Genomic DNA, 21692 nt, shown 5'->3' on the forward strand with positions numbered 1-21692 from the left:
ATGCGACGGCAGGCTCATCTTTTGGGCGAGGATCAATCGGAGGTTACGAAGCTGGCGGCCGCAGTCAGTGGCCCGCTAATAGCATTCTTGGGCCTTCGTTCGATGATCGGATGAGCGTTTGCATTCATCCGATCTTCTACTGCAGCAGCAACTCTGCGCCGCCACGGGGCAGTTGGAGGACAGAACTGCTCTTGCCAAGGCGCCGCCGCGATAATTTGCGCCCAGGCGGCCCTCTGACGAGTCACCCTTTCCCAGCGGTGCGTAAGTTGACGACGGCGCGGAGTCCGTAAGCGAGAGGGGGGAGGGGCAGTCACCTCCGAGGATCGACGATCGCCATGGCTGTTCACTGCAACATCACAGGAGTCAGGCAGGAGCGGAGGCCAAGGTGCATCAACATTGGCGGCGATTCTGCCTGCAGTCGGGCAAGCTTGATCAGATTTGACAATTTATGATCGATTTCCACGGGCGACTCGCGGTTTGTCAGTGGAGGCTGGTACCTCCTTCGGCATGAGCAATGCGTCCGAGGCCCGCGCGTTCTGCGGTATCGACATTTTGTTGTGGGGGAAGGAAAGCGGGCTGGACAAGCCGTATCCGCTGATCTGCCACCTCCTCGACACCGCCGCGGCGGCGGGTGCGGTGTGGGATGCGGTGCTGGGGGATCCGTTGCGTGGTCGGCTGGCTGAGGAGTTGGGGGTGGAGGAGGCCGAGGCGCGGCGGCTGGTGATGGTGTGGGCGGGGTTGCACGACGTGGGGAAGATCAGTCCCTCGTTCCAGGGGCTGGTCGAGGCGGAGTTCGCCAAGTTGAAGGCCGACCCCGGGTATGTGGAGGCTTCGGGGTCGGAGTACGTGCGGCACGAGGCGGCGACGCACTGGGGTCTGGTGGAGTTGCTGAAGGGGTGGGGCTACCCGGCCGAGGGGCGGCGGGTGCGGTCGTGGCCGGCGCATCAGGTCGCGCAGCTGCTCGGTGGTCATCATGGTTGCTTCGGGCGGGCGTTGCAGCGCAAGGAGCTGGATCACCCGTCGGCGTACCTGCCCGGGCTGGGGATGGCGGAGCGGTGGGCGGAGCAGCGGGCGGCGCATGCGGAGGCGGTGCGGGGGATCGTCGGCGGCGGTGCGGTGCCGGTGGCGGGGCTGTCGGGGCGGTCGGCGGTGGTGGTGCTGGGTCTGGTGGTGGTGGCGGACTGGTTGGTGAGCCAGGTCGGGGTGATCGAGGGTCGGGTTCCGGTCGAGGGGTGGGTGGCGGACGAGGGGGCGTTGCGGGCGCATTTCGACGTGGCGGTGTCCGGTGCGAAGGGCTGGGTGGCGGAGGCCGGTCTGGGGCAGGCGGAGTTCCCCGCTCGGGCGATCGAGGAGATGTTCGACTTCGAGAGGGCGAATCCGCTGCAGCGCAGTTTGGCGGGGGAGTTGCCGGCACTGGTGTCGGGGCCGGGCCTGGTGCTGGTGACGGCGCCGACGGGTGACGGGAAGAGCGAGGCGGCGTTGTTCGCGGCGTCGGAGTTGGCGAGGGCGTCGGGGGCCGGGGGGCTGTATTTCGCGTTGCCGACGATGGCGACGGCGGATGCGATGTTCCGGCGGGTGCGGGATTTCGCGGACAGGAATCTCGCGGGGGACCGGGGCTTGATGCCGGTGCACGGGATGGCGCGCCTGAGCCCGCGGTTCACACCGGCACAGGAGGGCGAGGAGGAGGTTCGGGAGAACCGGGGGATCTCCTCGCAGGAGGGCACGTCGACGGAGGCCGCGCAGTGGTTGTGGGCGGGGCGGCGGGGGTTGTTGGCGCCGCTGGCGGTGGGGACGGTCGACCAGGCACTGACCGGGGTTCTGCCCGTCCGGTACGGGTTCCTGCGGCTGTTCGGGCTGGCGAACAAGGTGGTGGTCGTCGACGAGGCGCACGCGTACGGGCCGTGGATGCACAGCCTGTTGGTGCGGTTGCTGGAGTGGTTGGGGGCGTTGGGGGCACCGGTGGTGCTGCTGTCGGCGACGTTGACGGGGCGTTCGGCGTCGTCGCTGGTGGAGGCGTACCGGCGTGGGGCGGGGTTCGAGGACCGGGCGCCGGTCGAGCCGTGCTACCCGGGCTGGTTGTTCGTGGACGCGGTCACGGGGGAGGTGAGCAGGCCGCGGGCGGTGGGGAGTGACCGGGCGCGGGAGCTGGTGGTGGAGCGGCGGCCGGTGCGGTGGGACGTGCACGAGGGCGGTGCGCCGGCGGCCGGGTCGCGGCGGGCGGCGCTGGTGGAGCTGGTGGCGCCGGTGGTGGACGGCGGCGGGTGCGTGCTGGTGTGCTGCACGACCGTCGAGGAGGCGCAGCGGACGTTCCTTTTCCTGCGGGAGGCGTTTCCGGGGTTGGCGGGCCGCGACGGGGGTTTGCGGCTGCTGCATTCGCGGTTTCCGGCGGCGGTGCGGGAGCGGGTCTCGGGGGAGTGCGAGGAGGCGTTCGGGAAGGCGAGCGGTAGGGGGGTGAGGCCGGGGTCGGTGCTGGTGGCGACGCAGGTGGTGGAGCAGTCGCTGGATCTGGACTTCGACCTGGTGGTGTCGGATCTGGCGCCGTTGGCGCAGTTGCTGCAGCGGGCGGGGCGCGGGTGGCGGCACGAGCGCGGTGAGCGGCCGGGGTGGGCGGGTGGGCAGCTGCGGCTGGTGGTGCTGGAACCGGTGGGGGATCACGGTGCGGTACGGGTTCCGGGCTCGTGGGGGTCGGTGTACGACGCCTCGTTGCTGGTGCGGACGAGCACGCTGCTGGCGGGTTTGGGCGGGCGGGCGGTGGCGGTGCCGGGGGACGTGCAGGGGCTGGTCGACGCGGTGTACGAGGACGACTTCGGGCGGCGGTTGGAGGAGTCGGCGCGGCGGGAGTTCGAGCGGTGGGACGTGCGGCGCGAGGCGGGGGAGCTGGCGGAGGCGCAGCTCGCGGAGCTGGTGCGGATTCCGGCACCGGGGGAGGTGGACGGCGACTGGTCGGTGCTGACGGATGCTCCCGAGGGGGTGTCGGAGGAGTTGCTGGCGACGCGGTTGGGGGCGGAGACGGCACGGGCGGTGTTCGTGTACGCGCGGTCGGGGGGCGGGGTGAGCCTGGATCGCGAGGGCCGGGTGCGGGTGCCGGGTTGGTCGCGGGGCCGGGGCGTCGGGCGGGCGGATGCGGTCGAGGTGCTGCGGCATTCGGTGCCGCTGCCGGCGGGCTGGGTGGCGGGGGAGTCGGAGGGCGACAGGCTTGCGGGGCCGTGGGCGAGGACGGCGCTGCTCAAGGACGTGCGGGTGGTGGTGCTGCGCGAGGACGGCGGGGGCCGGTGGATCGGTCGGGTCGGCGGTCGGGAGCTGCAGCTGTCCGATGTCGGGGTGACGCGGGGCTGGACGGTCGACGAGCCGCCGAGGCTGGCCGCGGCGGCTCTGCCAGCGGCCGGGGAGCGGCCGCAGGCTGCCGGCGCCACAGGAACAGAAGCGCAGGAAGAGCGCGCGGCATCGCGGTGGGAGCCGCTGGTCGGCTCGAAGAAGAGCAAGGAGAGGGGTGTGGCGGTGTCCGGTGTGCCGGCGGTGTTCAACCTGATCGACGAGCCGTGGATCCCGGTGCGGTGGCTTGCGGGTCTGCCGCCGCTCGTGGAGGGCGGGGAGCGTCCCGGTGCGGTGGGTCTGCGGCGGCTGCTGCTGGACGCGCACGAGATCGAGGAGATCGCCGTCGGCCTGCCGCCGGCTCTTGCCGGGCTGTACCGGGTGCTGGCGGCGATCACGGCGCGGGTGACGGGCCTGGACGAGCGCGGGCCGGGGCTGTGGGGGGCCCGGCGCGAACGTGTCCAGGACGAGGGGCGGTTCGGGGCGGAGGCCGTCGGCGCGTATCTCGACCGGTACTGGCACCGGTTCGACGTGTTCGATGCGGTGCGGCCGTTCCTGCAGGACCCGCGGCTGGCGCAGCAGTGCGACGCGTCGAACACGGCGGGGGTGGACAAGCTGGTGACGACCAGGCCGTCGGGCAACAACCACGCCTGGTTCGAACACGTGGCGGCGGGCGCGCCGGTGCTGCCGGAGACGGCCGAGGCGGTGCTGCACCTGCTGGTGTGGCACTACTTCGGGCCCTCGGGCCGGTGTTCGAGCCGGACGGTCGGTCAGGTGAAGGCCGCGGACGCGAAGGCGGGCCCGCTGCGCAGCACGCTGTCGTACCACCCGCAGGGGGCGAGCCTGTTCGAGACGCTGCTGGCGAATCTGGTGGAGCCCGGCGGCCAGGTGCGGCGGGAAGAGGACCTGTGCCCGTGGGAGCAGGCGGAGTTGAACGATCCGCTGGGGGTGCCGGCGCGGGTGCAGGGGCCGTGTTCGTCGTTGACGGGGCGTTCGCAGCACGCGCTGCTGCTGGTGCCGGACGGGGACGGGCGGCGGGTGCGGGATGCGTTCATCACGTGGGCGTGGCGGGAGAAGGTCGCGCGGGAGGGCGATCCGTATCTGATCTGGCAGCTCTCGAAGGAGGGGAACTCCTATCCGCGGCCGGCGGATTCGGGCAGGGCGTTGTGGCGGGACGTGGACGCGCTGCTGCTGAGCGAGCTGCCGGGGGAGAGCCGGCCGCGCCGTCCGGAGGTGTTCCGGACGGCGCCGGAGGTCTCGGAGTGGCTGCGGGTGCGGGCGCTGGGGTTCGAGCAGGACGGGCAGGCGAAGGACGTCCAGTTCGTCGACGCCTCGACGCCGCCCGTGCTGGGGCTGTCGGAGCGCCGGGCGCCGGACTCCGCCGCGCTGGTGGGCAAGTTGCGGGCGGTCGGGGAGATGTACGGGCGGCGGCTGGAGCTGGCGGTGAAGAAGGCGTGGCAGGAGTTCACCGACGCCCCGAAGCTGAAGGACTGCGCGTGGGCGGTGGACGCGGGTGCGCGGTACTGGCCGGCCGCGGAAGCGGAGTTCTGGGACCGGTTCGGGAGGCGGGACTTCGACGGTGCGGGCGTGGTGTTCCGGCGGCTGGCGGAGGAGGCGTTCGAGGCGGTGACCGCGCGGGCGGTGGTGTCGGTGCGGGGCGCGCGGGCCTGTGAGGCGGCGCGGATCGAGTTGTACGGGGGCCGGCGCAAGAGCGTTCCGGGCCCGGCGGCGGGCGGCTCTGCCCGTCGGGGTGCGAGCAAGGAGGTGGCGAGGTGAGCGAAGCGGTGACGGTCGTCGAGCAGGAGCCGCCGGCGACGCCGGAGGGCGGCGGCGTTCCCGCGCAGCGGGCCGGTCGTCGGCCGAAGGGGCCGGAGGCGGCGTTCACGGCGTGGGTGGAGCAGCGGTGTGCGGCGGATCCGGCGGTGCGGTCGGCCCTGCGGCGTGGTGCGGGCAAGGGCCTGGACCGGGTGCCGTCGATGCACCGGTTCGTGGTGCGCTGGCTTCCGGACGGCGCCGGGGACGACGCGCAGCGGGCGTACTACACGGTGGCGGCGATGATCGCCGCGCAGCGGCGCAGCCAGTACACGGTGCGCGCGGGCGCGGAAGGCGAGGTTGTGGAGGCCCAGGACGCCGAGGGGGCCGCCGTGGTGGGGGCTGACGACGGGGAGCCGGAAGTGCGATGGCGGGCCCGGCAGAGCCTGGGGCGGTCGTTCGCGCAGGCGGTGGCGTCCGGGGGGATGCGGGAGAGCTCGGCGGAGACGCGGCTGAATCTGCTGTCGCGGCAGAGCGTGGACGGCCTGCACCGGCATCTGCCGGGCGCGGTACGGCAGTTGCGGGAGGCCGGGGCGCCGGTGGACTGGGCACTGCTGCTGGGGGACCTGGCCGGCTGGCGCCGGTACGGGGGCGAGGTGAAGCGGCGCTGGCTGCAGGACTTCTACCGCGAGCGGCACCGGTCGGGTGTGCGGGCGGCGCGGGAGGCGGACGACGCGGCGGACGCGGCGGATGCGGCGGACGTCGGCGGCGACAAGTAGCGGGCGCAGGGCCGGGTGCCGCCCGCCGCGTGGCATCCGATCGACGCAGGTTCATGGCAATCATTCGAGGGAGAAGAGCATGGCAGCGAAGTCGAACGCGGGCGCGCGGTTCGTGGACGTGCACGTGGTGCAGAGCGTGCCGTTCGCGAACCTGAACCGGGACGACAACAACTCGGTGAAGACGGTCTCCTACGGCGGGACCGAACGGACCCGGGTCAGCAGCCAGTCGTGGAAGCGCGCGGCCCGCACCTACTTCCAGGAGGAGATGGGCGACGCGGCGCTGCGCACGCGGCGGATCGGCGAGCGGGTCACGCGGCTGCTGGAGGAGGAGCGGGGCTGGCCGGGGGCCCTGGCGGCGCGGGCGGGGCAGCACGTGGCGGCGGGCAGCAGCATCAAGTTCGAGGTCGACGGCGACAGCGCCGCGGTGACGACGAACGCCATGGTGTACGTGCCGTACCGCGCGGTTGCCGAACTCGCCGATCTGGCCGAGGAGTTCCGGGCCGGGCTGGAGGCGGCGAAGGACATCAAGAAGTCGAACGACAAGAGCGTGCTGCCCAAGGACCGGATCGACGGGGTGCTGCGTTCGCGCAACGGGGTGATCAACCTGTTCGGGCGGATGCTGGCAGAGATCGACGACGCGGGCGTGGACGGGGCGGTGCAGGTCGCGCATGCGCTGACCACCCATGGCACAGACATCGAGCTGGACTACTTCTCGGCCGTCGACGACGTGACCGACTTCTGGAACGACAGCACGGGCAGCGCGCACATGGGGCACGCCGAGTTCTCCGCCGGCGTCTTCTACCGCTTCGCGACGATCGACCTGCGCGAGCTCGCGGACAACCTCGGCGGGGACGTGGCCGCCGCGCGCGAGCTGGCAGCCGGTTTCGTGGAGGCGTTCGTCCTGTCGCTGCCGCAGGCGAAGAAGACCGCGACCGCGCCGCACACCATCCCCGACCTGGTGCACATCGCGGTGCGCTCGGACCGGCCGCTGTCGTTCGCCGCCGCGTTCGAGAAGCCGGTCCGCGCCGGCCAGGAGGGCGGCTACTCCGAGCCGTCCCGCAATGCGCTGGCCGAGTACGCGACGGCCGCGAACACGCTGCTCGGCAACCGCGGCATCGTCGCGTCCGGCTGGGCCGGGATCGACCCGAAGGGCCCGCAGGAACTGGGCGAACGCGCCGCCTCGTTCCCCGCGCTGATCGACTCCGCCCTCGCCGCCGCCTACCCGCAGGCTCAGGCGTGAGCGGTGAGGCGGGCCTGCTGCTGAGGCTGGCCGGCCCGCTGCAGTCCTGGGGCGAGCGCAGCAAGTTCAACGAACGCGACACCGCGCCCTTCCCCACCCGCTCCGGGGTGATCGGCCTGCTCGCCTGCGCCCTCGGCCGCCGCCGCGGCGACAACATCGGCGACCTGGCCCGGCTGTCGCTGACGGTGCGCGCCGACCGACCCGGGGTGCTGCTGCGCGACCTGCACACCGTCGGCGGCGGCCTGCCCGCCCGGCACACCGTCACCACCGCCGAAGGCAGGAAGCGCCCCGCCGCAGCGGCGACGCTGCTCTCCCACCGCTACTACCTCGCGGACGCGGCGTTCACCGCGGCGCTCACCGGCCCCGGCGACGTCCTCCGGGCGTGTGCCGCGGCGCTGCGCGAGCCGTTCTGGCCGCCGTACCTCGGCCGACGTTCCTGCCCGCCCGAAGGACCGCTGCTGCTGGGCGAGTTCGACGACGTCCTGCACCACCTGGTGCACCTGCCACTCGCCCGCGTCCACCGCGGCCCGGCCGGGACCGTACCCGTCGTCTTCCACGGCGACCGGCCCCTGACCGCCCTCGGGCCCGGAGACGCCGGAGGCGAGCCGGTGGGCCGGGTCAACGACGACCCGCTGTCCTTCCACCCCCAGCGCCGCGCCCACCAGAGCCGCGCCCGCTACCAACACACCCTGCACCTGCCCGCCGACCGCTGCCAGGGCCTGGGCGCCGACTACCTCAAGGCCCTCGCCGCCCACCTCGCCCCCCTCGCCCCCCACCCGCCCCGTCCCGAAAGCTCCCCGGCATGACCCTGTGGCTGACCCGCATCATCCCCGACCAGCGCCACCGCGACGTCCACCGCGACGGCGACGACGCCGTCAACCTCCACCACAGGATCATGTCGCTGTTCCCCGACGACGTCCCCGCCACCGAACCCCGCCGCCACCTCGGCATCCTCTTCCGCACCGAGACCGGCCGCGACGGCGACCGGATCCTGCTGCAGAGCAACCGCGAACCCGACCTGACCCGACTCCCCGCCGGCTACGGCACCGCCGCCGCCAAACCCCTCACCCCGCTCCTCGACGCGCTGCGCAAAGGCCTGCCCGTGCGCTACCGCATCGCCGCCAACGCCGCCCGCAAACCCGGCGCCACCACCCGCGCCCTCTACGACCTCCCCGAAGTCGTCCCCCTCAACGGCCCCCACGCCGACGAATGGTGGACCCGCCAGGCCGAAGCCTCCGGCCTCGCCCTCACCACCCTCCACTCGACCCCCCTGGACACCGCCGCCGGCAACCGCCGCCAGAACAACCAGCGCGTCCGACACGCCCGCACCCTCTTCGAAGGCGCCGCCCACATCACCGACCCCGACCTCCTGCGCACCCGCATCCGCGACGGCATCGGCCGCGGCAAGGCCTACGGCTGCGGCATGCTCAGCATCGCCCCCCGCAGGGAAGCCCCATGACACCCCCGCGCCCACGAACCGCCACCTCGGCCGGAGCCCGCCACAGACTCGCCGCACCCACCGTGGCGATGCTGCCCCGGATCGCCGACTCCCTCTCGTTCCTCTACCTCGACCTCGTTCGAATCGTCCAGGACGACACCGGCGTCTGCGCCGAGATCAACACCGCGCAGCGCGGCACCGAGACCGTCTACCTCCCCACCGCCGCCCTCAGCTGCGTCCTGCTCGGCCCCGGCACGTCCATCACCGCCCGCGCCCTGGCCACCCTCGCCCGCCACGGCACCACCGTCGTCGTCGCCGGCTCCGGCGGCGTCCGCTGCTACGCCGCGAGTCTGCCCGAGTCCCTCAGCACCACCTGGCTCGAACGCCAAGTCCGCGCCTGGGCCGACGACCGTTGCCGCCTCGACGTCGCCGTGGCCATGTATCGCCGGCGCTTCGGCGCGACCGACCTGCCCGCCGACGTCAACCTCGACAGACTCCGTGGCATGGAAGGCCAACGCGTCAAGGCCCACTACCGCCTGCTCGCCCAACAGCACCGCATCGGACGCTTCCGCCGCACCTACGACCCCGACTCCTGGGACACCCAGGACCCCGTCAACCTGGCCCTGTCCGCCGCCAACACCTGCCTCTACGGCATCGTGCACGCCGCGATCCTCGCCCTCGGCTGCTCGCCCGCCCTCGGCTTCGTCCACAGCGGCAACCAGCAGGCCTTCGTATACGACATCGCCGACCTCTACAAGGCCGAGCTGACCATCCCGCTGGCCTTCTCCCTCCACTCCTCCACCGAACCGGAAGCCGAAGCCCGCCGCGGCTTCCGGGAAGGGCTCCGCCTCTTCAAACTCCTCCCCAGGATCGTCACCGACGTCCAACGCCTGCTCGCACCCGACACCGACATCACCGTCCCGGACCCGGACGAGCAACTCGTCGACCTCTGGGACCCGGTGGTCGGCGCAGTCCCCGGCGGCGTCAACTACTCCACGGGAGAAGCCCTGTGAACCGCCCACAGAGCATCGGCAAGGAGCCGCGGTGGCGTCCCTGACCGTCCTGTCGGTGACCGCCGTCCCCGACCACCTCCGCGGGGCCCTGACGCGATGGCTGCTGGAAGTCACACCCCAGCTGTACGTCGGCACCATCTCCGCCAAGGTCCGCGAAGAACTCTGGACATCCGTCAGCCACTGCATCGCCGACGGAGTCGCCGTACTCGTCCACCCCGCCGCCAACGAACAGGGCTTCACACTGCGAACGGCAGGCCCCCAACGACGCCGGCCCGTCGACTTCGACGGACTGCTACTCATCGCCCAAGCGCGGGCCGCGCCGGCAGAAGGCCAAGAAATCGCAAAGGCGTAGCGAAGGCGCAGGTCAAAAAGGGTCCTCCCCGCGCGAGCGGGGGTCAGCCGATGAAACTCCGTGGTCAGAGGCTTGTGTTCTGGTCCTCCCCGCGCGAGCGGGGGTCAGCCGGCGTGGCTCCCGTCGGTCCAGGCCCCGACGGTGTCCTCCCCGCGCGAGCGGGGGTCAGCCGACCCTTTGTTCGGTTGACGTACCAGCCGAGGAGTCCTCCCCGCGCGAGCGGGGGTCAGCCGACGCTGCCGACCTTGCCGGCCGCGCGGCCGATGTCCTCCCCGCGCGAGCGGGGGTCAGCCGGGGGAGACATGGCAGGCGGTATCCGCGCGCCGGTCCTCCCCGCGCGAGCGGGGGTCAGCCGCGTTGATGCCCGCGTCCAGCGGCTCGTCGATGGTCCTCCCCGCGCGAGCGGGGGTCAGCCGCACAGCCGTCAGCGACGAGGGCTTCGACGGCAGTCCTCCCCGCGCGAGCGGGGGTCAGCCGCTCGGCCTCACGGAGGATCACCGGGTCTACGAGTCCTCCCCGCGCGAGCGGGGGTCAGCCGTCGGCGTGGACGGAGGCGACCGACAGCTTGCGGTCCTCCCCGCGCGAGCGGGGGTCAGCCGTCGGCGTGGACGGAGGCGACCGACAGCTTGCGGTCCTCCCCGCGCGAGCGGGGGTCAGCCGTCGGTGGTCCACCAGGTGCTGATCTGCTGCGGGTCCTCCCCGCGCGAGCGGGGGTCTGCCGAGCCGTGCGGCACGAAACGCGAACCGATTCGCGTCCTCCCTGCGCGAGCGGGGGTCAGCCGGGCCACGCCTTGGCGAAGTCGATCTGCTGCTGGTCCTCCCCGCGCGAGCGGGGGTCTGCCGGCCACCGGGACGTCGCCCAGTTCCAGGTTGTCGTCCTCCCCGCGCGAGCGGGGTCTGCTGGCACGTCACAACTGCGCGCTGGACGGCTGGGGGTCCTCCCCGCGTGAGCGGGGGTTTGCCGACGACGACGGGCCGGTTCATCACGGCCCCCAGGTCCTCCCTGCGCGAGCGGGGGTCTGCCGCAGACCCATGGCAGCCCCCAGCTTCCCTATGGTCCTCCCCGCGCGAGCGGGGGTCTGCCGTCGGTGACGAGGGTGTCGACCGCGACGCCGCCGTCCTCCCCGCGCGAGCGGGGGTCTGCCGGCGGAGGTCGGCTTCGCCAACGGCGACCAGGTGTCCTCCCCGCGCGAGCGCGGGTCTGCCGCTCTTGACGTCGCCCAGGTCCGGCCCGTCCATGTCCTCCCCGCGCGAGCGGGGGTCCGCCGGAAGCCCAGGCCAAGCAGCGCGAGGCCGAGCAGTCCTCCCCGCGCGAGCGGGGGTCTGCCGCGCCAGTGCGTGCAGCTGTGCATCCCGGCCTGGTCCTCCCCGCGCGGGCGGGGCGTCCGTTGCGGCGGACCCGGCCCGCCCTTGCCGGTTAGCGTGTCGGGGTGAGCGGGTGCGCCCGGTTCCCGGGCGGTCGGAAGCACAACCGGTAAAGGGTCGATTCGGGAAGGGGACGGCCGTGGACAAGGCGTACGAAGTGGCCGGCGAGATCACCGTCAGGGCCGGGTGGAGCGGTGAAGTCCGGGTGCGGTTTGCTGACGCCTCCTCGGGCGGGATCGTGGACGTGGGCAGGGGATGGTGGCTCGGTCTCACGATCCCTTGGCCCGGCGGCTCGCAGGCGGTGACTTGGTCGCCGGCCGCTGGGAAGATGTCGGGCCCTTGGCCCCGCTTGTCGGCGCACCATCCTGGTCGCGGTGGGGCGGCCCCTGGTCTGCTACCTCGTCACGGGAGCGACGCCCGGCGCCCACGTACGGACCCGACGCGGCTGGGCACCGCGCCGACGTCCGGTCGGACGCGGCACAACTGATGGCCGCAGCCGGCGTCCTGAGCATCGCGGCGTCCGTCTCGGACCGGAGTGGAAGCCGCGCCGCTGGTCCACCTGCGGGTCCTGCCCGACCCCGAGAGCGAGTGCCCGGACGTGTGCCGTCGGACGCCACTGTCCTGACGACTGCGGTCGCCGGAGGGCGACGGCAGCGCCGACATCGTGCGGCAGTTGGCCGACGTGAGCGTCCTGTCCGCGGGCGGGCCGTGGGGCGGGTGGACGTACGGGCGCAGCTGGTCTCGCCAGGCCGGGACCCTCTACTGACGGCTGTCGGCGGTACCCGTGACGACCTCGGCCGAGACCACCTTCAGGTCGAGGCTCACGGCGGCTTCGCACAGGGGGCCGGGACCGACGACGCCAGGCGGGGGCGGAGGGGCCGCCGCTGGGTCTGGCGCTGCCCATCACCGGTGCGATCGACTTCGTCACCCGGTGGCACCCATGCCCAAGTCGCCATCTACGCATCGACCTTGATTGCCGGTCACTGGCCGCAACGGCCTGCGGCGGGCCCGGCTCCCACCCAGTTCGCCGCCGGCTTCGTTGAGCGGCAGCGCAGGACGGGCCGCCGTCACCCAGGAGGCCTGGGCTGCCCGGCCGACACTGCACAAAGTGGAAGCAAGGCCGGAATCGCCATCCGCACCGGGTGAGTCGGCTGTGGCGCGAGCCGGTGTCCATCGCGCTTGAAACGATGACCAGTTGGCCACTCGCGAGGACTGGAATGACCGTCGGGCTCCCGCCAGTCGACGGGCCGGCACCCGGTCCGGAGCGAGAGGCGGAGGACGGCATGTACTGGATGATCACGGCCGACGGGCAGGGCCGGGCCAGTCGGCAGTCTGCCGAATACGCCCGCCACATTCGCTTCGGAGGCTGAGTTCGGTCCTCGCCCCGGGGCCGTCAGGCAGTCGTCCGAGCGCGACGACGAGGCCCTCTGGACCGTTCCCGGGCCAAGTGCCACCGAGACGGTGCGCCCCTTCCCGGCCCAAGGCCCGTACCGCATGCTCCGGCGGCCTGTGGAACCTGTCCGACGAGGCCTGTTCCCTTCGTCCGAGAGCTGCTCGGCCGCCTGTGTCCGGTCGGCAGCCGAGGTGTTGGCCGGGGCCAGGGCGCGGTGGTGGCTTGCCGACTGCGGCCAGGCCCTTGCCCGCGTCGCGCATTTCAGCAGCACCGCCCAAACGGCTCAGCACCGGATCTGTCGTCCACCCTGCAGTCCGACGTCGGCCCCGGCCGCCAGGCCGCCCGGGTGCGCTGCCTTGTCGAGTCCTTCGCTGTCGGTGCTCCGGCCCGCGGTCGATCAGTCGCACAGTTCCTCTGCTCCGTCGGCGATGCCTGTGCCCCCGGCGTCCGCCGGCGCTGGACCCCGAGAGCGAGGAGGACGAGTTCGGCAGATCGCCGTGGCAACGGATGCGGAGCACCGGACCGGTGCTGTTCGAGGCCGCTGGGTCAACCAGGGGATGGCGCAGGACGAGTACCGCGACTTCGTGTTCGCCGTTCGTCCTCTTCATCCTCAAGCCGGACGTCCCGCGACCGGGCCGCGATGCCGTCGGGGGGGCCGGTTCGCTACTGCGGGGCGTGGTGGTTGCGGGGCTGCCAGTCGTCGACGAGCAGGCCGAGGACGGCCTGGTCGGCGTAGCCGCCGTAGGTCCAGGCGGCGCGGCGCAGGGTGCCCTCGTGGGTGAAGCCGGCGGTGGTGGCGGTGGCGAGCATCGGGGTGTTGTCGGTGAGGGTCTCCAGTTGGAGGCGTTGCATGCCTCGGACGGCGAAGCCGTACTCGCACAGGGTGTGCACGACGTCGACGGCGAGTCTGCGACCGCGGAAGGCGGGGCGCAGGGCCAGGCCGACGTGGGCGGTGCGGTGGTGGGCGTCGATGCCCCAGAGAACGGCTTCGCCGGCCAGTTCGCGCGAGGCGAGTTCCTCGACGGAGAACCACGCCACGTCGTTCTCCGGCGCCGTCACGGCGAAGGGCGAGCGGCCCGATGCCGCGGGGATCGGCTGCCAGGGGCGGGAGTCGGCGCGCGACCGGGTGGCCACGTCCTCGTACAGCTCGGCGTGCAGGACGGGGACGTCGTTCTCGTGTCGGGCGCGCAGCCCGATCCTCTCGCCTCTGATCATGGTCAATTGCTATAGGAGGGCGGGTAGTTGATCAACCGAATAACCCTCATTGCTATGGCGTCCATGCACCCGGGCCGGGCCGGTCAGACCGGCGGGTTGAGGGCCAGCATGATCAAGGCGGTGAGTTCCTGGCGGCGGCTGACGCCGGTCTTGGTGAAGACGGACTTGAGGTGGTCCTGCACGGTGTACGGGGTCATCGCCAGCCGTTGCGCGACCTCGCGGGTGTCGGCGCCGCGGATGAGCAGCAGCGCGACCTCCTGCTCGCGGGCGGTCAGGCCGTAGGCGGCCAGGTGGAGCGGGATGACCTCGGCGGGGGAGGCGGGGGTGGCGACCACGGTGACCTCGCCGGTGGACAGGTCGGCGGCGGAGGTGTCGCGCAGCGGGGCCGCGTGCAGCAGGTACCAGTGGCCGTCGTGGGTGCGGATGCGCACCGGCACCTGCGGGGCGGGCAGCCCGTGCGCGGCGCGGCGGGCGTGTTCGGCGGCCATCGCGATCGCCGTCGGTACCCGCAGCGAGGTCGGGGAGGGGTCGGCGAGCCGCGCGAGCAGTTCCTCCGCGGGGCCGGACAGCGAGCGCGGCCGGTTGTGCCGGTCCAGTACGAACACCGCCGGCGTCGGGTCCGCGCCCGTCGGTCCGGCGGGCGGGATGTGGCTGGCCCGCAGCGCCTGGCCGAGCAACTTGGCCGCGGTGTCGGCGAGTTCGCGCTGCTGCGCCGGGAAGGGGCCGCGGTCGGGCACCCGCATGAACGCCGCGCACCCCCACATGCCGCCCGCCGCGTCGAACACGGCGCGCAGCTCGTCGCCGAACCCGTGCCGGGAGATCTGCTCGCGGAAGCGGATGCTGCGCTGCGGGGCGCCCCGGCTGGCCCGGCTGAGGGTCTCGGCGTGCACGCCGCTGTTGCGGATCTTCGGGAAGGTGGCGAGGTCGTCGGCCCACACCTCCAGGTGCACCGCGTCCTGGAACTGGCCGAGGTTGAGGTCGTCGCTCTGCACCGAGTTGACCAGCCCGGTGGAGGGGTCGTTGGTGTGCCAGCACACCGCGTCGAAATCCATGACGGGGCGCAGGAGTTCGTCGGCGCGACGGAAGATCTGACTGCTGGTCAGTCCGAGCGCGGTGAGCTCCCGCAGGCCTTCGATCGCTGCGCGCGCGGCGGCGCGCCGCGGTCCGCGTAATCCCATGCGCCGGACGCTAGCACCTGTGTTCGGCTCGTGGCGACGGTGTGTGCGCGGATGCTCACGGCGTGACGGCGGCGGCCTCCTCGCGGGCGGCCGGTCCGCCCGGCGCGGGCAGCGCGCGGACCACCCGCAGCGCGAGCGGCGCGGTGACCAGGACGGCGGCCGCGCCGGCCGCCGCGAGCACCCACAGCGCGGCGCGGACGCCCAGCAGGTCGCCGAGCAGGCCGCCGGCGAGCGCGCCGACCAGGCCCAGCGCGCCGACCAGGACGTGCAGCGTCGCGCTGACCCGGCCGAGCGCGTCCTCGCTGGTCTCCGCCACCAGGACGGGGCTGAGCGCGATGTTGGCGACCGCGCCGAACAGGGCGGGCACGCCCGCGCCGAGGCCCGCCACCGCCAGGGCGAGCGGCAGCGGACCGCCGGCGGCGGGGTACAGCAGCGCGCACAGCGTCCCGCCGAGGTAGCTGAGGACGACCACCCGCCGGGCGTCGTGCCGGGGGGTGAGCACCCGCCCGGCCAGCGTCGAGCCGAGCAGCCCGAACAGCCCGGCCGCCATGCCGACCAGGCCGTACACGCCGGTGGGGACGGCCAGGGTGTGCAGCAGGTAGAGCCCGCCGAGCGCGCCGCTGCCCGCGCCGGTGACCACGGGCGCGGCCAGCATCAGCAGCAGCGCCCGGTAGAACCGGTTGCGGTACAGCAGGCGGCCGCCGACCAGCGCGTCGCGCAGGAACGTGGACGGCCCGGTGCGCGGGGCGCGCTCGCGCGGGGCGACGGGGCGCATGGCGAGCAGCGCGGCGGCGCTGAGCAGGTAGCTGACGGCGTCGACGGCCAGCGCCGTCGCGGTGCCGAACGCGACGATCGCCGGGCCGGCCAGCAGCCGGCCGACCAGGCCCGCGCCGAGCTGGCCGCTCTGCAGCCGGGCCCGCGCCCTGGTGAGTGCGCCGGCCTCGACGACCTGGCCCAGGTGCAGGAAGTACACCACCTCGGTGACCACCGACACCGCCCCGGACACCAGCGCCAGGGCGACCAGCCAGGGGATCGACACCACGTCGCCCGCGACGGCGGCGGCCACCGCGGCGATCGCCAGCGCGGAGACGGCGTCGAGCAGCATCAGGGCCCGTCGGGGCCGGGCGATCCGGTCGGCCAGCACCCCGGCGGGCAGGCCGAACAGCAGGGCGGGCAGGGTGCCCGCCGCGCCGATCAGCGAGACCTGGCCGGGGGAGGCGTCCAGGTGGACGACGGCCACCACGGGCAGCGCGACGGCGGTGAACAGGGAGCCGACGGTGGAGGCGGTCTGCCCCCACCAGTACAGGGTCAGGTCGCGGGCCACGGGTTCACTCCGCCGGTGCGTCGAGGGTGAACAGCAGGTCGGTGCGCGGCGCCAGGACCTGGTCGAGCGCCAGCAGGACGCCGGCCGAGCCGGTCCACAGCTCGGTGCTGTACCGCAGCAGGCCGAAGCCGAGGAAGCGCACCGTCCCGTCCTCCTGCGGCGCCGCGTGCTTGTACAGCCGGCGGGCGGCCCGGACGGCCCCGGCGCGCGAGGCCTCGTCGCCGGTCAGCAGGGCGTGCTCGGCGAGGACGAACGCGAACCCGGCGCCGCCCGCGAACAGCGCCGGCAGCGCGGTGTGGGCGCCGTGCAGCGGGGCGAGCAGGCGCGGCAGGGCCTCGGTCAGCCGCTCGTCGGGGACGGCGCGCAGGTACCGGGTGGCGACGTGCACCAGGCCCGCCGAGCCGCAGTACAGGTACGGCATGGCCCGCTTGTCCCCGGTGGAGATCGGGAAGAGCAGGCCCGCCGCGTCCGGGTCGGTGGCCCGGTCGAGTTCGGCGTGCAGCAGGTCGACGCCCCGCGCGAGCAGCGAGGTGTCGCCGGTGACCTGGGCGAACTGCTGGTGGGCGAGGGCCAGTCCGGCGCGCCCGTGCAGCAGGCCGGTGGCGTCGTCGCGGCCGAGCCGGGCGACCAGGTCCGCGCCGTGCGGCTGGGCGGCCAGCAGGGCGTGGGCGCGTTCGGCGTGGTGCGCGTCGCCGGTGTGCCGGTACAGCGCGAGGTGGCCCATCGCCAGGCCGGCCGCGCCGCCGTGCAGGGTGGCGCTGCGCCCGGTCAGCGGGTGCGCGTCGGCGGTGTCGAGCAGGCTCCGGGCCTCCTCCAGCAGCCCGTGCTCGGCGAGCACCCAGGCGATCCCGGCGAGGCCGACGTACAGGCCGGGGGCGAGCTGCTCGGCGTCGGCGAGGGCGTCGCGGCGCAGCCGCTCCAGCGCGCCCTCGGGTGCGGCGATGCCGCAGCGGTTCAGCGCGTGCAGCACGCCCGCCGCGCCGAACAGCACGCACCGGGTGTTGGTGGCGTACCCCTGCGGGACGGTCGGGAAGGTCCGCACCGGGTGCTCCGGGTCGGCGGCGGCGAGCAGGCCCGCCGCGACGGCGCCGCGCAGCTCGGCGAGGTGGCGCAGCGGGTCGGCGGCGACCTCCTGCGGCGAGGGCAGCGCCGGGGACTCGCTCGGCGGATAGTAGTGGGTGGCGCGCTTCCACAAGGTCTCGGCGACCGGGGCGAGTTCGGCCAGGTCGTGGTGGAAGTGGGTGAGCGTGTCGGGGGAGTGGCCGACGGTGAGCGGCAGGCAGCCCGCCAGGGTCTGGGCGAGTGCGCTGACGCCGAAGTCGTCCTTGGCGGTACGGCCGTCGCGGTCCACGATGTGCTGCGGCGGGACGAACCCGGGCGTGCCCATCGTGTCGGGTGTGTCGTCGGGGCCGCAGGCGGTCTCGAAGTCGATCAGCCGGATGTCGTCCTCGGGCGTGACCAGCACGTTGGCCGGGCTGACGTCCTGGAACGTCCAGCCGAGGGCGTGCAGGCGCTCCATCGCGGCCTCGACGGAGGCGAGGATGCGCTCGCAGCGCGCGTAGTAGGCCGCGTAGTCGTCGGGGGTGCTGTCGACCTTCATCAGGGGGTGGCTGGACGGCGGTATCCGGTTCAGCGACCTGCCCTCGACGAATTCGGTGACCATGAACTCGTGCCCGCCGGCCGTGAACAGGGCGATCGGCTCCGGGGCGAGGCCGGGGGCGAGTTCGTGCAGGGTGGTCAGCGTCCGCCACTCCCGGTGCAGCCGGACGACCGCGTCGTCCTCGCCGTCGCCGAGGCCGTGGAACGGGCGGGCCTCCTTGAGGAACACCTTGCGGCCGGTGGCGACCTCCAGCCCCTCGTAGGTGCCGCCGCCGCTGGAGTGGACGATCGCGCCCTCGATCGAGAACCCGCGCAGCACGACCGGCCCCTCGGGGCGGGGTGCGGCATCGGGCGCGGCCGCGGCGAACGGGTCGGTGAGGCCCTGCGGCAGGTGGAAGGACGCGCCGCGCTTGTCCGGCACGGCGTTGCCGTCGGCGTCCCGGGTCAGCGAGGTGCGGTTGCCGTCGGCGTCGACCTCGTCGCGGCCCCGGTACGCCCCGTACCGGTACTGCACGGTGTCGCTGCCGGGGAAGCGCCGGTCGGTCAGGATCAGCGGACCCTGCTCGCCGTCCAGCGCCTCCCGAAGCGCCTCCATCAGCCGGCGGGCCGCGTCGGCGTCCACCGGGTACGCGGCGATGAACTTGCCGCTCTGCGGCCTCGACGCGTGCTTGCGGTGCAGCCACCAGTACCAGTGGTCGGTGGAGAGGTGCTTGAACGCCACGTCCTGCGCGAAGCAGATCGCGGCGACGGTGTCCAGCACGGCGGCGGCCCGCGACCGGCGCGCCGAGACGTGCACCTTCCAGCCGTCGTCGGGCAGTTCCGGCATCCCCTCCCGTCGCCACATGGTCCAGATCCCGCCCGCCTTCCCGCGCCAGCCCTCGGCGGGCCGGCCCGGCGTGAACGGGTCGCCCTGCGGCGCGGCGGTGTCCAGCGGCTCGTAGTACTCCCGGTCCGCGACGGTGAATTCCGCCAGCGCCTCGGCCATGAACTCTCTCCTTGTCCGGTGGGTGCGGGGTGTCAGACGGCGGTGGGGGTGGGCGGCTTGACGACGCAGGTGATGCTCCACGTGCTGTAGAGGCTGGCCCCGTGCGCCTCCACCTCGGCCTCGTCGGCGGTGGCGGACGTCTCCTGGAGCGAGAGCACGGCCTCGGTCTCGGCGTCGTCGTTCTCGGGGGTGGGGTCGGTGCTCATCGGCGGCCTCCCGGGTGTCAGGACAGGGTGGGGTGGGTCGGGTTGGTGGGCGTGGTCGGGCACATGACCACGCTGGTGTTGCTGGCGGCGTGCGCCTCGACGTCGTCGGCGGCGGCGGGCGTCTCCTGGAGCGCGAGCACGGCCTCGGTCTCGGCGTCGTCGCTCTCGCGGGTGCGGTCGGTGCTCACCGGTGGCCTCCCGGGGGTCAGAGTTCGGTAGGGGGCAGCGTCTTGGTGACGGTGATGTTGCAGCCGATGGTCCAGGTGCTGGCCTCGTGCGCCTCGACCTCGTCGCCGGCCTCGGTCTCCTGGAGCGAGAGGACGGCCTCGGTCTCGGCGGCGTCCTCGCGGATCGGATCGGTGCTCATGGCGGTCTCCCGATGGGTGGTCCCGCCGGGCTCGATCGGCCCGGCGGGACACGGTGGTGGCTCCGCGCCGCTCAGGGCTGGGTGTTCGTCCCGGGCAGCCGGATGTGGCAGGTGACGACGCTCCAGGAGCTGTAGGCCTGCTCCGGGCCCTGGTGGTCGGCCTCGGCGACGGGCGTCTCCTGGAGGGAGAGCACGGCGGCGGTCTCGGCCGCGTCCGTGACGGTGGGGCTGACGTTCATGGCGGTCTCCTCGGCGGTCGCTGGGAGGGCCCGGGGCCGGGTCCGTGCCGGATCGGTGCGGGCCCGGCCCCGGGAGGGTCAGACCTGGGTCTTGGTGGGGGTGACCGTGCCGGTGCAGGCGAAGAGGCTGTAGGTGCTGGCCCCCCCGTGCGCCTCGACCTCGTCGCCGGTCTCGGTCTCCTGGAGGGAGAGGACGGCCTCGGTCTCGGCGGCGTTCTCCTCGGGGGTCTGCTCGACGCTCATCGTGGTCTCCTTCGCTGGCGGGAATCCGGCTCAACTGCCTTGAGAACAAAGCTAGTTGGGCTCGCTTCAAGGCCGGTACGAGCCCGGTTCAGGGTCGGTACAACCGGTGCCCCACCGCTCCGGGCGGTCGCCGATCAGCCGCTGCACCTCCGCCAGCAGCCGCACCGCGCGGTCGCGCTCGTCGGCGGCCGGAGCCGTCGCGGCGCCGTCCACCGCCACCCGCAGTGCCACCGCCGCCTGCCGGGCGAACAGCGCCAGCAGTTCCAGCTCGGGCAGCGCGGCCCGGGTCGGCCCCGGCGCCGGGTCCAGCACCTCCAGGACGCCCAGCACCCGGTCGCCGTGCACCAGCGGCGCGGCCATCAGCGCGTCCGGCACGTACCCGGTGGACTCGGCGACCGCCCGGTCGAAGGAGGCGCTGCGCCGCAGGTCGTCGACGATCATCGGCTCGCCCGAACCCGCCACCCAGCCGGCGATGCCCTGCCCGGCCGGGAAGCGGCGGCCGATCAGGAACTCCTGCCCCCGGCCCGACACCGCCTGGAAGACCAGCTCGAAGGAGTGGTGGTCGAGCAGCAGGATCGAGCCGGCCTGCGCGCCGAAGATCGCGCGGGCCACGTCGACCACCGACTGCAGGAGCTCCGCCACCACCGGATCGGTCGAGGGCGCTGCGGGGGCGGTTGGCTGGGTCATCTCGACCACGGTCCCTTCCTCGCGCCGAACGGACCGGCGCTCACCGGTCGCCGCCGACGCGGACGTTGGCTGCGGACAGGTACAGGGCGTGCTTCAACTGGAACGGCGTCAGCCGCGGCCGCCCGGACAGGATCCGCGCGCACAGGCCCGCGACGAACGGCGTCGCGTAGCTGTTGCCGCTGCTGCGCACGGTGCCGCCGCCCGGCCAGGCCACCTCGACATCGATGCCGGGGCCGAAGAACTCCACCGGCGGCCGCGGGTTGTACAGGTGCAGATCCGGGTCGGCCACCGGATGGCTGCCCACCGACACCACCGAGGAGAACCGCCACGGGAAGCTCTCCACCGGCGTGTTGTGCGCGGACGCGACGATCACGCTGCGCCCGAAGTACGCCTCGTCGGCCAGCACGTGCAGGTCCTCGACGTACCGGCTGCGGGTGGTGGACAGACTCAGGTTGATCACCTCGAAGCCCTGCCGGACCGCCCAGCGCAGGCCGGCCAGCAGCACGTCGCCGCGCCCGGTGAACCGCTCGCCGAGCACCCGGACGCTGTGCAGCTCGCAGTCCGGCGCGACCCGCCGGACGATGCCCGCGCAGGCCGTGCCGTGCCCGCACAGGTCGCCCGGGTCGTCGGCGTCCAGCGGATCGACCCGGATGCCGCCGTCCTCGCCCCGGCGCACCACGTGCGCGCTCGCCACGGCGCCGACCAGCGGATGGGTCGCGTCCACGCCCGAATCGACCACGCACACCCGCACCCCGCGGCCGGAGCCGCCGACCAGCGCGCCCGGCGCCGGACGCCCGGGCAGCGCGTCGGCCTCCAGCCGGACGTCCTCGACGGTCCGGTCCGCCAGGTACCAGGTCAGCCCGCGCGGGGACGCGGCCTCGGGCACGGTCGTCATCGCGAAGCCGCCTCTCTGCGGGAACGGTGGTCGCCGGCCAGCGACTCGGCGAGCCGCACGCCCGGGCGGTGGCCCTTGGCGGCGAAGCGGGCGGCGGCGACGGACGCGGC

The 21692-nt window shown here is 73.6% G+C and carries 18 protein-coding genes and 2 CRISPR repeat arrays; of the genes, 7 read left to right on the forward strand and 11 right to left on the reverse strand.

The features are described from left to right. The first annotated feature begins 507 nt into the window (after positions 1-507). The 7 genes from casA to cas2e all read left to right on the forward strand — a co-directional run bounded on the left by casA (position 508) and on the right by cas2e (position 9886). The gene (gene casA, locus ACWEMJ_RS03685; RefSeq protein WP_452135296.1) at positions 508-5088 is read left to right on the forward strand and encodes a type I-E CRISPR-associated protein Cse1/CasA; all 4581 of its coding nucleotides are present in this window, start codon (positions 508-510) and stop codon (positions 5086-5088) included. After that, positions 5085-5843 carry a type I-E CRISPR-associated protein Cse2/CasB gene (gene casB / locus ACWEMJ_RS03690; RefSeq protein WP_452135297.1) on the forward strand — a complete coding sequence of 253 codons (759 nt, stop codon included), beginning with the start codon at positions 5085-5087 and terminating at the stop codon, positions 5841-5843. The genes casA and casB overlap by 4 nt, the downstream gene beginning before the upstream one ends. A 79-nt stretch (positions 5844-5922) precedes the next feature. Beyond that, positions 5923-7083 (forward strand): type I-E CRISPR-associated protein Cas7/Cse4/CasC, encoded by a 1161-nt coding sequence (gene cas7e, locus ACWEMJ_RS03695; protein WP_452135298.1) that lies wholly within the window; start codon positions 5923-5925, stop codon positions 7081-7083. Next, positions 7080-7889, forward strand: a complete 810-nt coding sequence (gene cas5e, locus ACWEMJ_RS03700) for a type I-E CRISPR-associated protein Cas5/CasD (protein WP_452135299.1) — start codon at positions 7080-7082, stop codon at positions 7887-7889. Before cas7e ends, cas5e begins: the two co-directional genes overlap by 4 nt. Next, complete coding sequence (cas6e, locus tag ACWEMJ_RS03705) at positions 7886-8542, forward strand: type I-E CRISPR-associated protein Cas6/Cse3/CasE (protein ID WP_452135300.1); 657 nt, start codon at positions 7886-7888, stop codon at positions 8540-8542. Before cas5e ends, cas6e begins: the two co-directional genes overlap by 4 nt. A 68-nt stretch (positions 8543-8610) precedes the next feature. Then, positions 8611-9534, forward strand: a complete 924-nt coding sequence (gene cas1e / locus ACWEMJ_RS03710) for a type I-E CRISPR-associated endonuclease Cas1e (protein ID WP_452135319.1) — start codon at positions 8611-8613, stop codon at positions 9532-9534. A gap of 31 nt (positions 9535-9565) precedes the next feature. Beyond that, the gene (cas2e, locus tag ACWEMJ_RS03715) at positions 9566-9886 is read left to right on the forward strand and encodes a type I-E CRISPR-associated endoribonuclease Cas2e (protein ID WP_452135301.1); all 321 of its coding nucleotides are present in this window, start codon (positions 9566-9568) and stop codon (positions 9884-9886) included. Between the two features lie 21 nt (positions 9887-9907). Continuing rightward, positions 9908-10730: a CRISPR direct-repeat array (repeat unit 29 nt; unit sequence GTCCTCCCCGCGCGAGCGGGGGTCAGCCG). 91 nt (positions 10731-10821) lie between these two features. Further along, positions 10822-11215: direct repeats of the CRISPR family, unit length 29 nt. Positions 11216-13307: 2092 nt separating this feature from the next. Here the strand turns inward: cas2e and ACWEMJ_RS03720 are convergent. The 11 genes from ACWEMJ_RS03720 to ACWEMJ_RS03770 form a co-directional block, all read right to left on the reverse strand. Next, positions 13308-13859: a GNAT family N-acetyltransferase gene (locus tag ACWEMJ_RS03720; RefSeq protein ID WP_452135302.1), complete on the reverse strand. Its 552-nt coding sequence runs from the start codon at positions 13857-13859 to the stop codon at positions 13308-13310. A gap of 83 nt (positions 13860-13942) precedes the next feature. After that, entirely contained in the window at positions 13943-15037 is a 1095-nt protein-coding gene (locus tag ACWEMJ_RS03725) for a helix-turn-helix transcriptional regulator (protein ID WP_452135303.1), read from the reverse strand. A gap of 55 nt (positions 15038-15092) precedes the next feature. Then, positions 15093-16361 (reverse strand): MFS transporter, encoded by a 1269-nt coding sequence (locus ACWEMJ_RS03730; protein ID WP_452135304.1) that lies wholly within the window; start codon positions 16359-16361, stop codon positions 15093-15095. A 4-nt stretch (positions 16362-16365) separates the two neighbouring features. Further along, positions 16366-18945, reverse strand: a complete 2580-nt coding sequence (lanKC, locus tag ACWEMJ_RS03735; RefSeq protein ID WP_452135305.1) for a class III lanthionine synthetase LanKC — start codon at positions 18943-18945, stop codon at positions 16366-16368. Positions 18946-18977: 32 nt separating this feature from the next. After that, positions 18978-19151 (reverse strand): hypothetical protein, encoded by a 174-nt coding sequence (locus ACWEMJ_RS03740; protein ID WP_452135306.1) that lies wholly within the window; start codon positions 19149-19151, stop codon positions 18978-18980. A gap of 17 nt (positions 19152-19168) precedes the next feature. Beyond that, a complete protein-coding gene (locus ACWEMJ_RS03745) occupies positions 19169-19339 on the reverse strand; it encodes a hypothetical protein (protein WP_452135307.1) in 171 nt (56 codons plus the stop codon). A gap of 17 nt (positions 19340-19356) precedes the next feature. Then, complete coding sequence (locus ACWEMJ_RS03750) at positions 19357-19518, reverse strand: hypothetical protein (RefSeq protein ID WP_452135308.1); 162 nt, start codon at positions 19516-19518, stop codon at positions 19357-19359. A 71-nt stretch (positions 19519-19589) separates the two neighbouring features. Beyond that, positions 19590-19757: a hypothetical protein gene (locus tag ACWEMJ_RS03755; protein WP_452135309.1), complete on the reverse strand. Its 168-nt coding sequence runs from the start codon at positions 19755-19757 to the stop codon at positions 19590-19592. Positions 19758-19835: 78 nt separating this feature from the next. Further along, positions 19836-20000 carry a hypothetical protein gene (locus tag ACWEMJ_RS03760; protein ID WP_452135310.1) on the reverse strand — a complete coding sequence of 55 codons (165 nt, stop codon included), beginning with the start codon at positions 19998-20000 and terminating at the stop codon, positions 19836-19838. A gap of 66 nt (positions 20001-20066) precedes the next feature. Further along, positions 20067-20687 carry a GAF domain-containing protein gene (locus tag ACWEMJ_RS03765; RefSeq protein ID WP_452135311.1) on the reverse strand — a complete coding sequence of 207 codons (621 nt, stop codon included), beginning with the start codon at positions 20685-20687 and terminating at the stop codon, positions 20067-20069. Positions 20688-20727: 40 nt separating this feature from the next. Beyond that, a complete protein-coding gene (locus ACWEMJ_RS03770) occupies positions 20728-21582 on the reverse strand; it encodes a S8 family peptidase (RefSeq protein ID WP_452135312.1) in 855 nt (284 codons plus the stop codon). Positions 21583-21692: the final 110 nt, after the last annotated feature.

The sequence above is a fragment of the Kitasatospora sp. NPDC004531 genome (genome assembly GCF_053602195.1).

Excerpts from the sequence above, each read along its gene's own strand:
- casA (WP_452135296.1), top strand. The coding sequence starts at position 508 with ATGAGCAATGCGTCCGAGGCCCGCGCGTTCTGCGGTATCGACATTTTG.
- cas7e (WP_452135298.1), top strand. The coding sequence starts at position 5,923 with ATGGCAGCGAAGTCGAACGCGGGCGCGCGGTTCGTGGACGTGCACGTG.
- cas6e (WP_452135300.1), top strand. The coding sequence starts at position 7,886 with ATGACCCTGTGGCTGACCCGCATCATCCCCGACCAGCGCCACCGCGAC.
- cas1e (WP_452135319.1), top strand. The coding sequence starts at position 8,611 with ATGCTGCCCCGGATCGCCGACTCCCTCTCGTTCCTCTACCTCGACCTC.
- ACWEMJ_RS03720 (WP_452135302.1), bottom strand. The coding sequence starts at position 13,859 with ATGATCAGAGGCGAGAGGATCGGGCTGCGCGCCCGACACGAGAACGAC.
- ACWEMJ_RS03725 (WP_452135303.1), bottom strand. The coding sequence starts at position 15,037 with ATGGGATTACGCGGACCGCGGCGCGCCGCCGCGCGCGCAGCGATCGAA.
- lanKC (WP_452135305.1), bottom strand. The coding sequence starts at position 18,945 with ATGGCCGAGGCGCTGGCGGAATTCACCGTCGCGGACCGGGAGTACTAC.
- ACWEMJ_RS03740 (WP_452135306.1), bottom strand. The coding sequence starts at position 19,151 with ATGAGCACCGACCCCACCCCCGAGAACGACGACGCCGAGACCGAGGCC.
- ACWEMJ_RS03750 (WP_452135308.1), bottom strand. The coding sequence starts at position 19,518 with ATGAGCACCGATCCGATCCGCGAGGACGCCGCCGAGACCGAGGCCGTC.
- ACWEMJ_RS03755 (WP_452135309.1), bottom strand. The coding sequence starts at position 19,757 with ATGAACGTCAGCCCCACCGTCACGGACGCGGCCGAGACCGCCGCCGTG.
- ACWEMJ_RS03760 (WP_452135310.1), bottom strand. The coding sequence starts at position 20,000 with ATGAGCGTCGAGCAGACCCCCGAGGAGAACGCCGCCGAGACCGAGGCC.
- ACWEMJ_RS03765 (WP_452135311.1), bottom strand. The coding sequence starts at position 20,687 with ATGACCCAGCCAACCGCCCCCGCAGCGCCCTCGACCGATCCGGTGGTG.
- ACWEMJ_RS03770 (WP_452135312.1), bottom strand. The coding sequence starts at position 21,582 with ATGACGACCGTGCCCGAGGCCGCGTCCCCGCGCGGGCTGACCTGGTAC.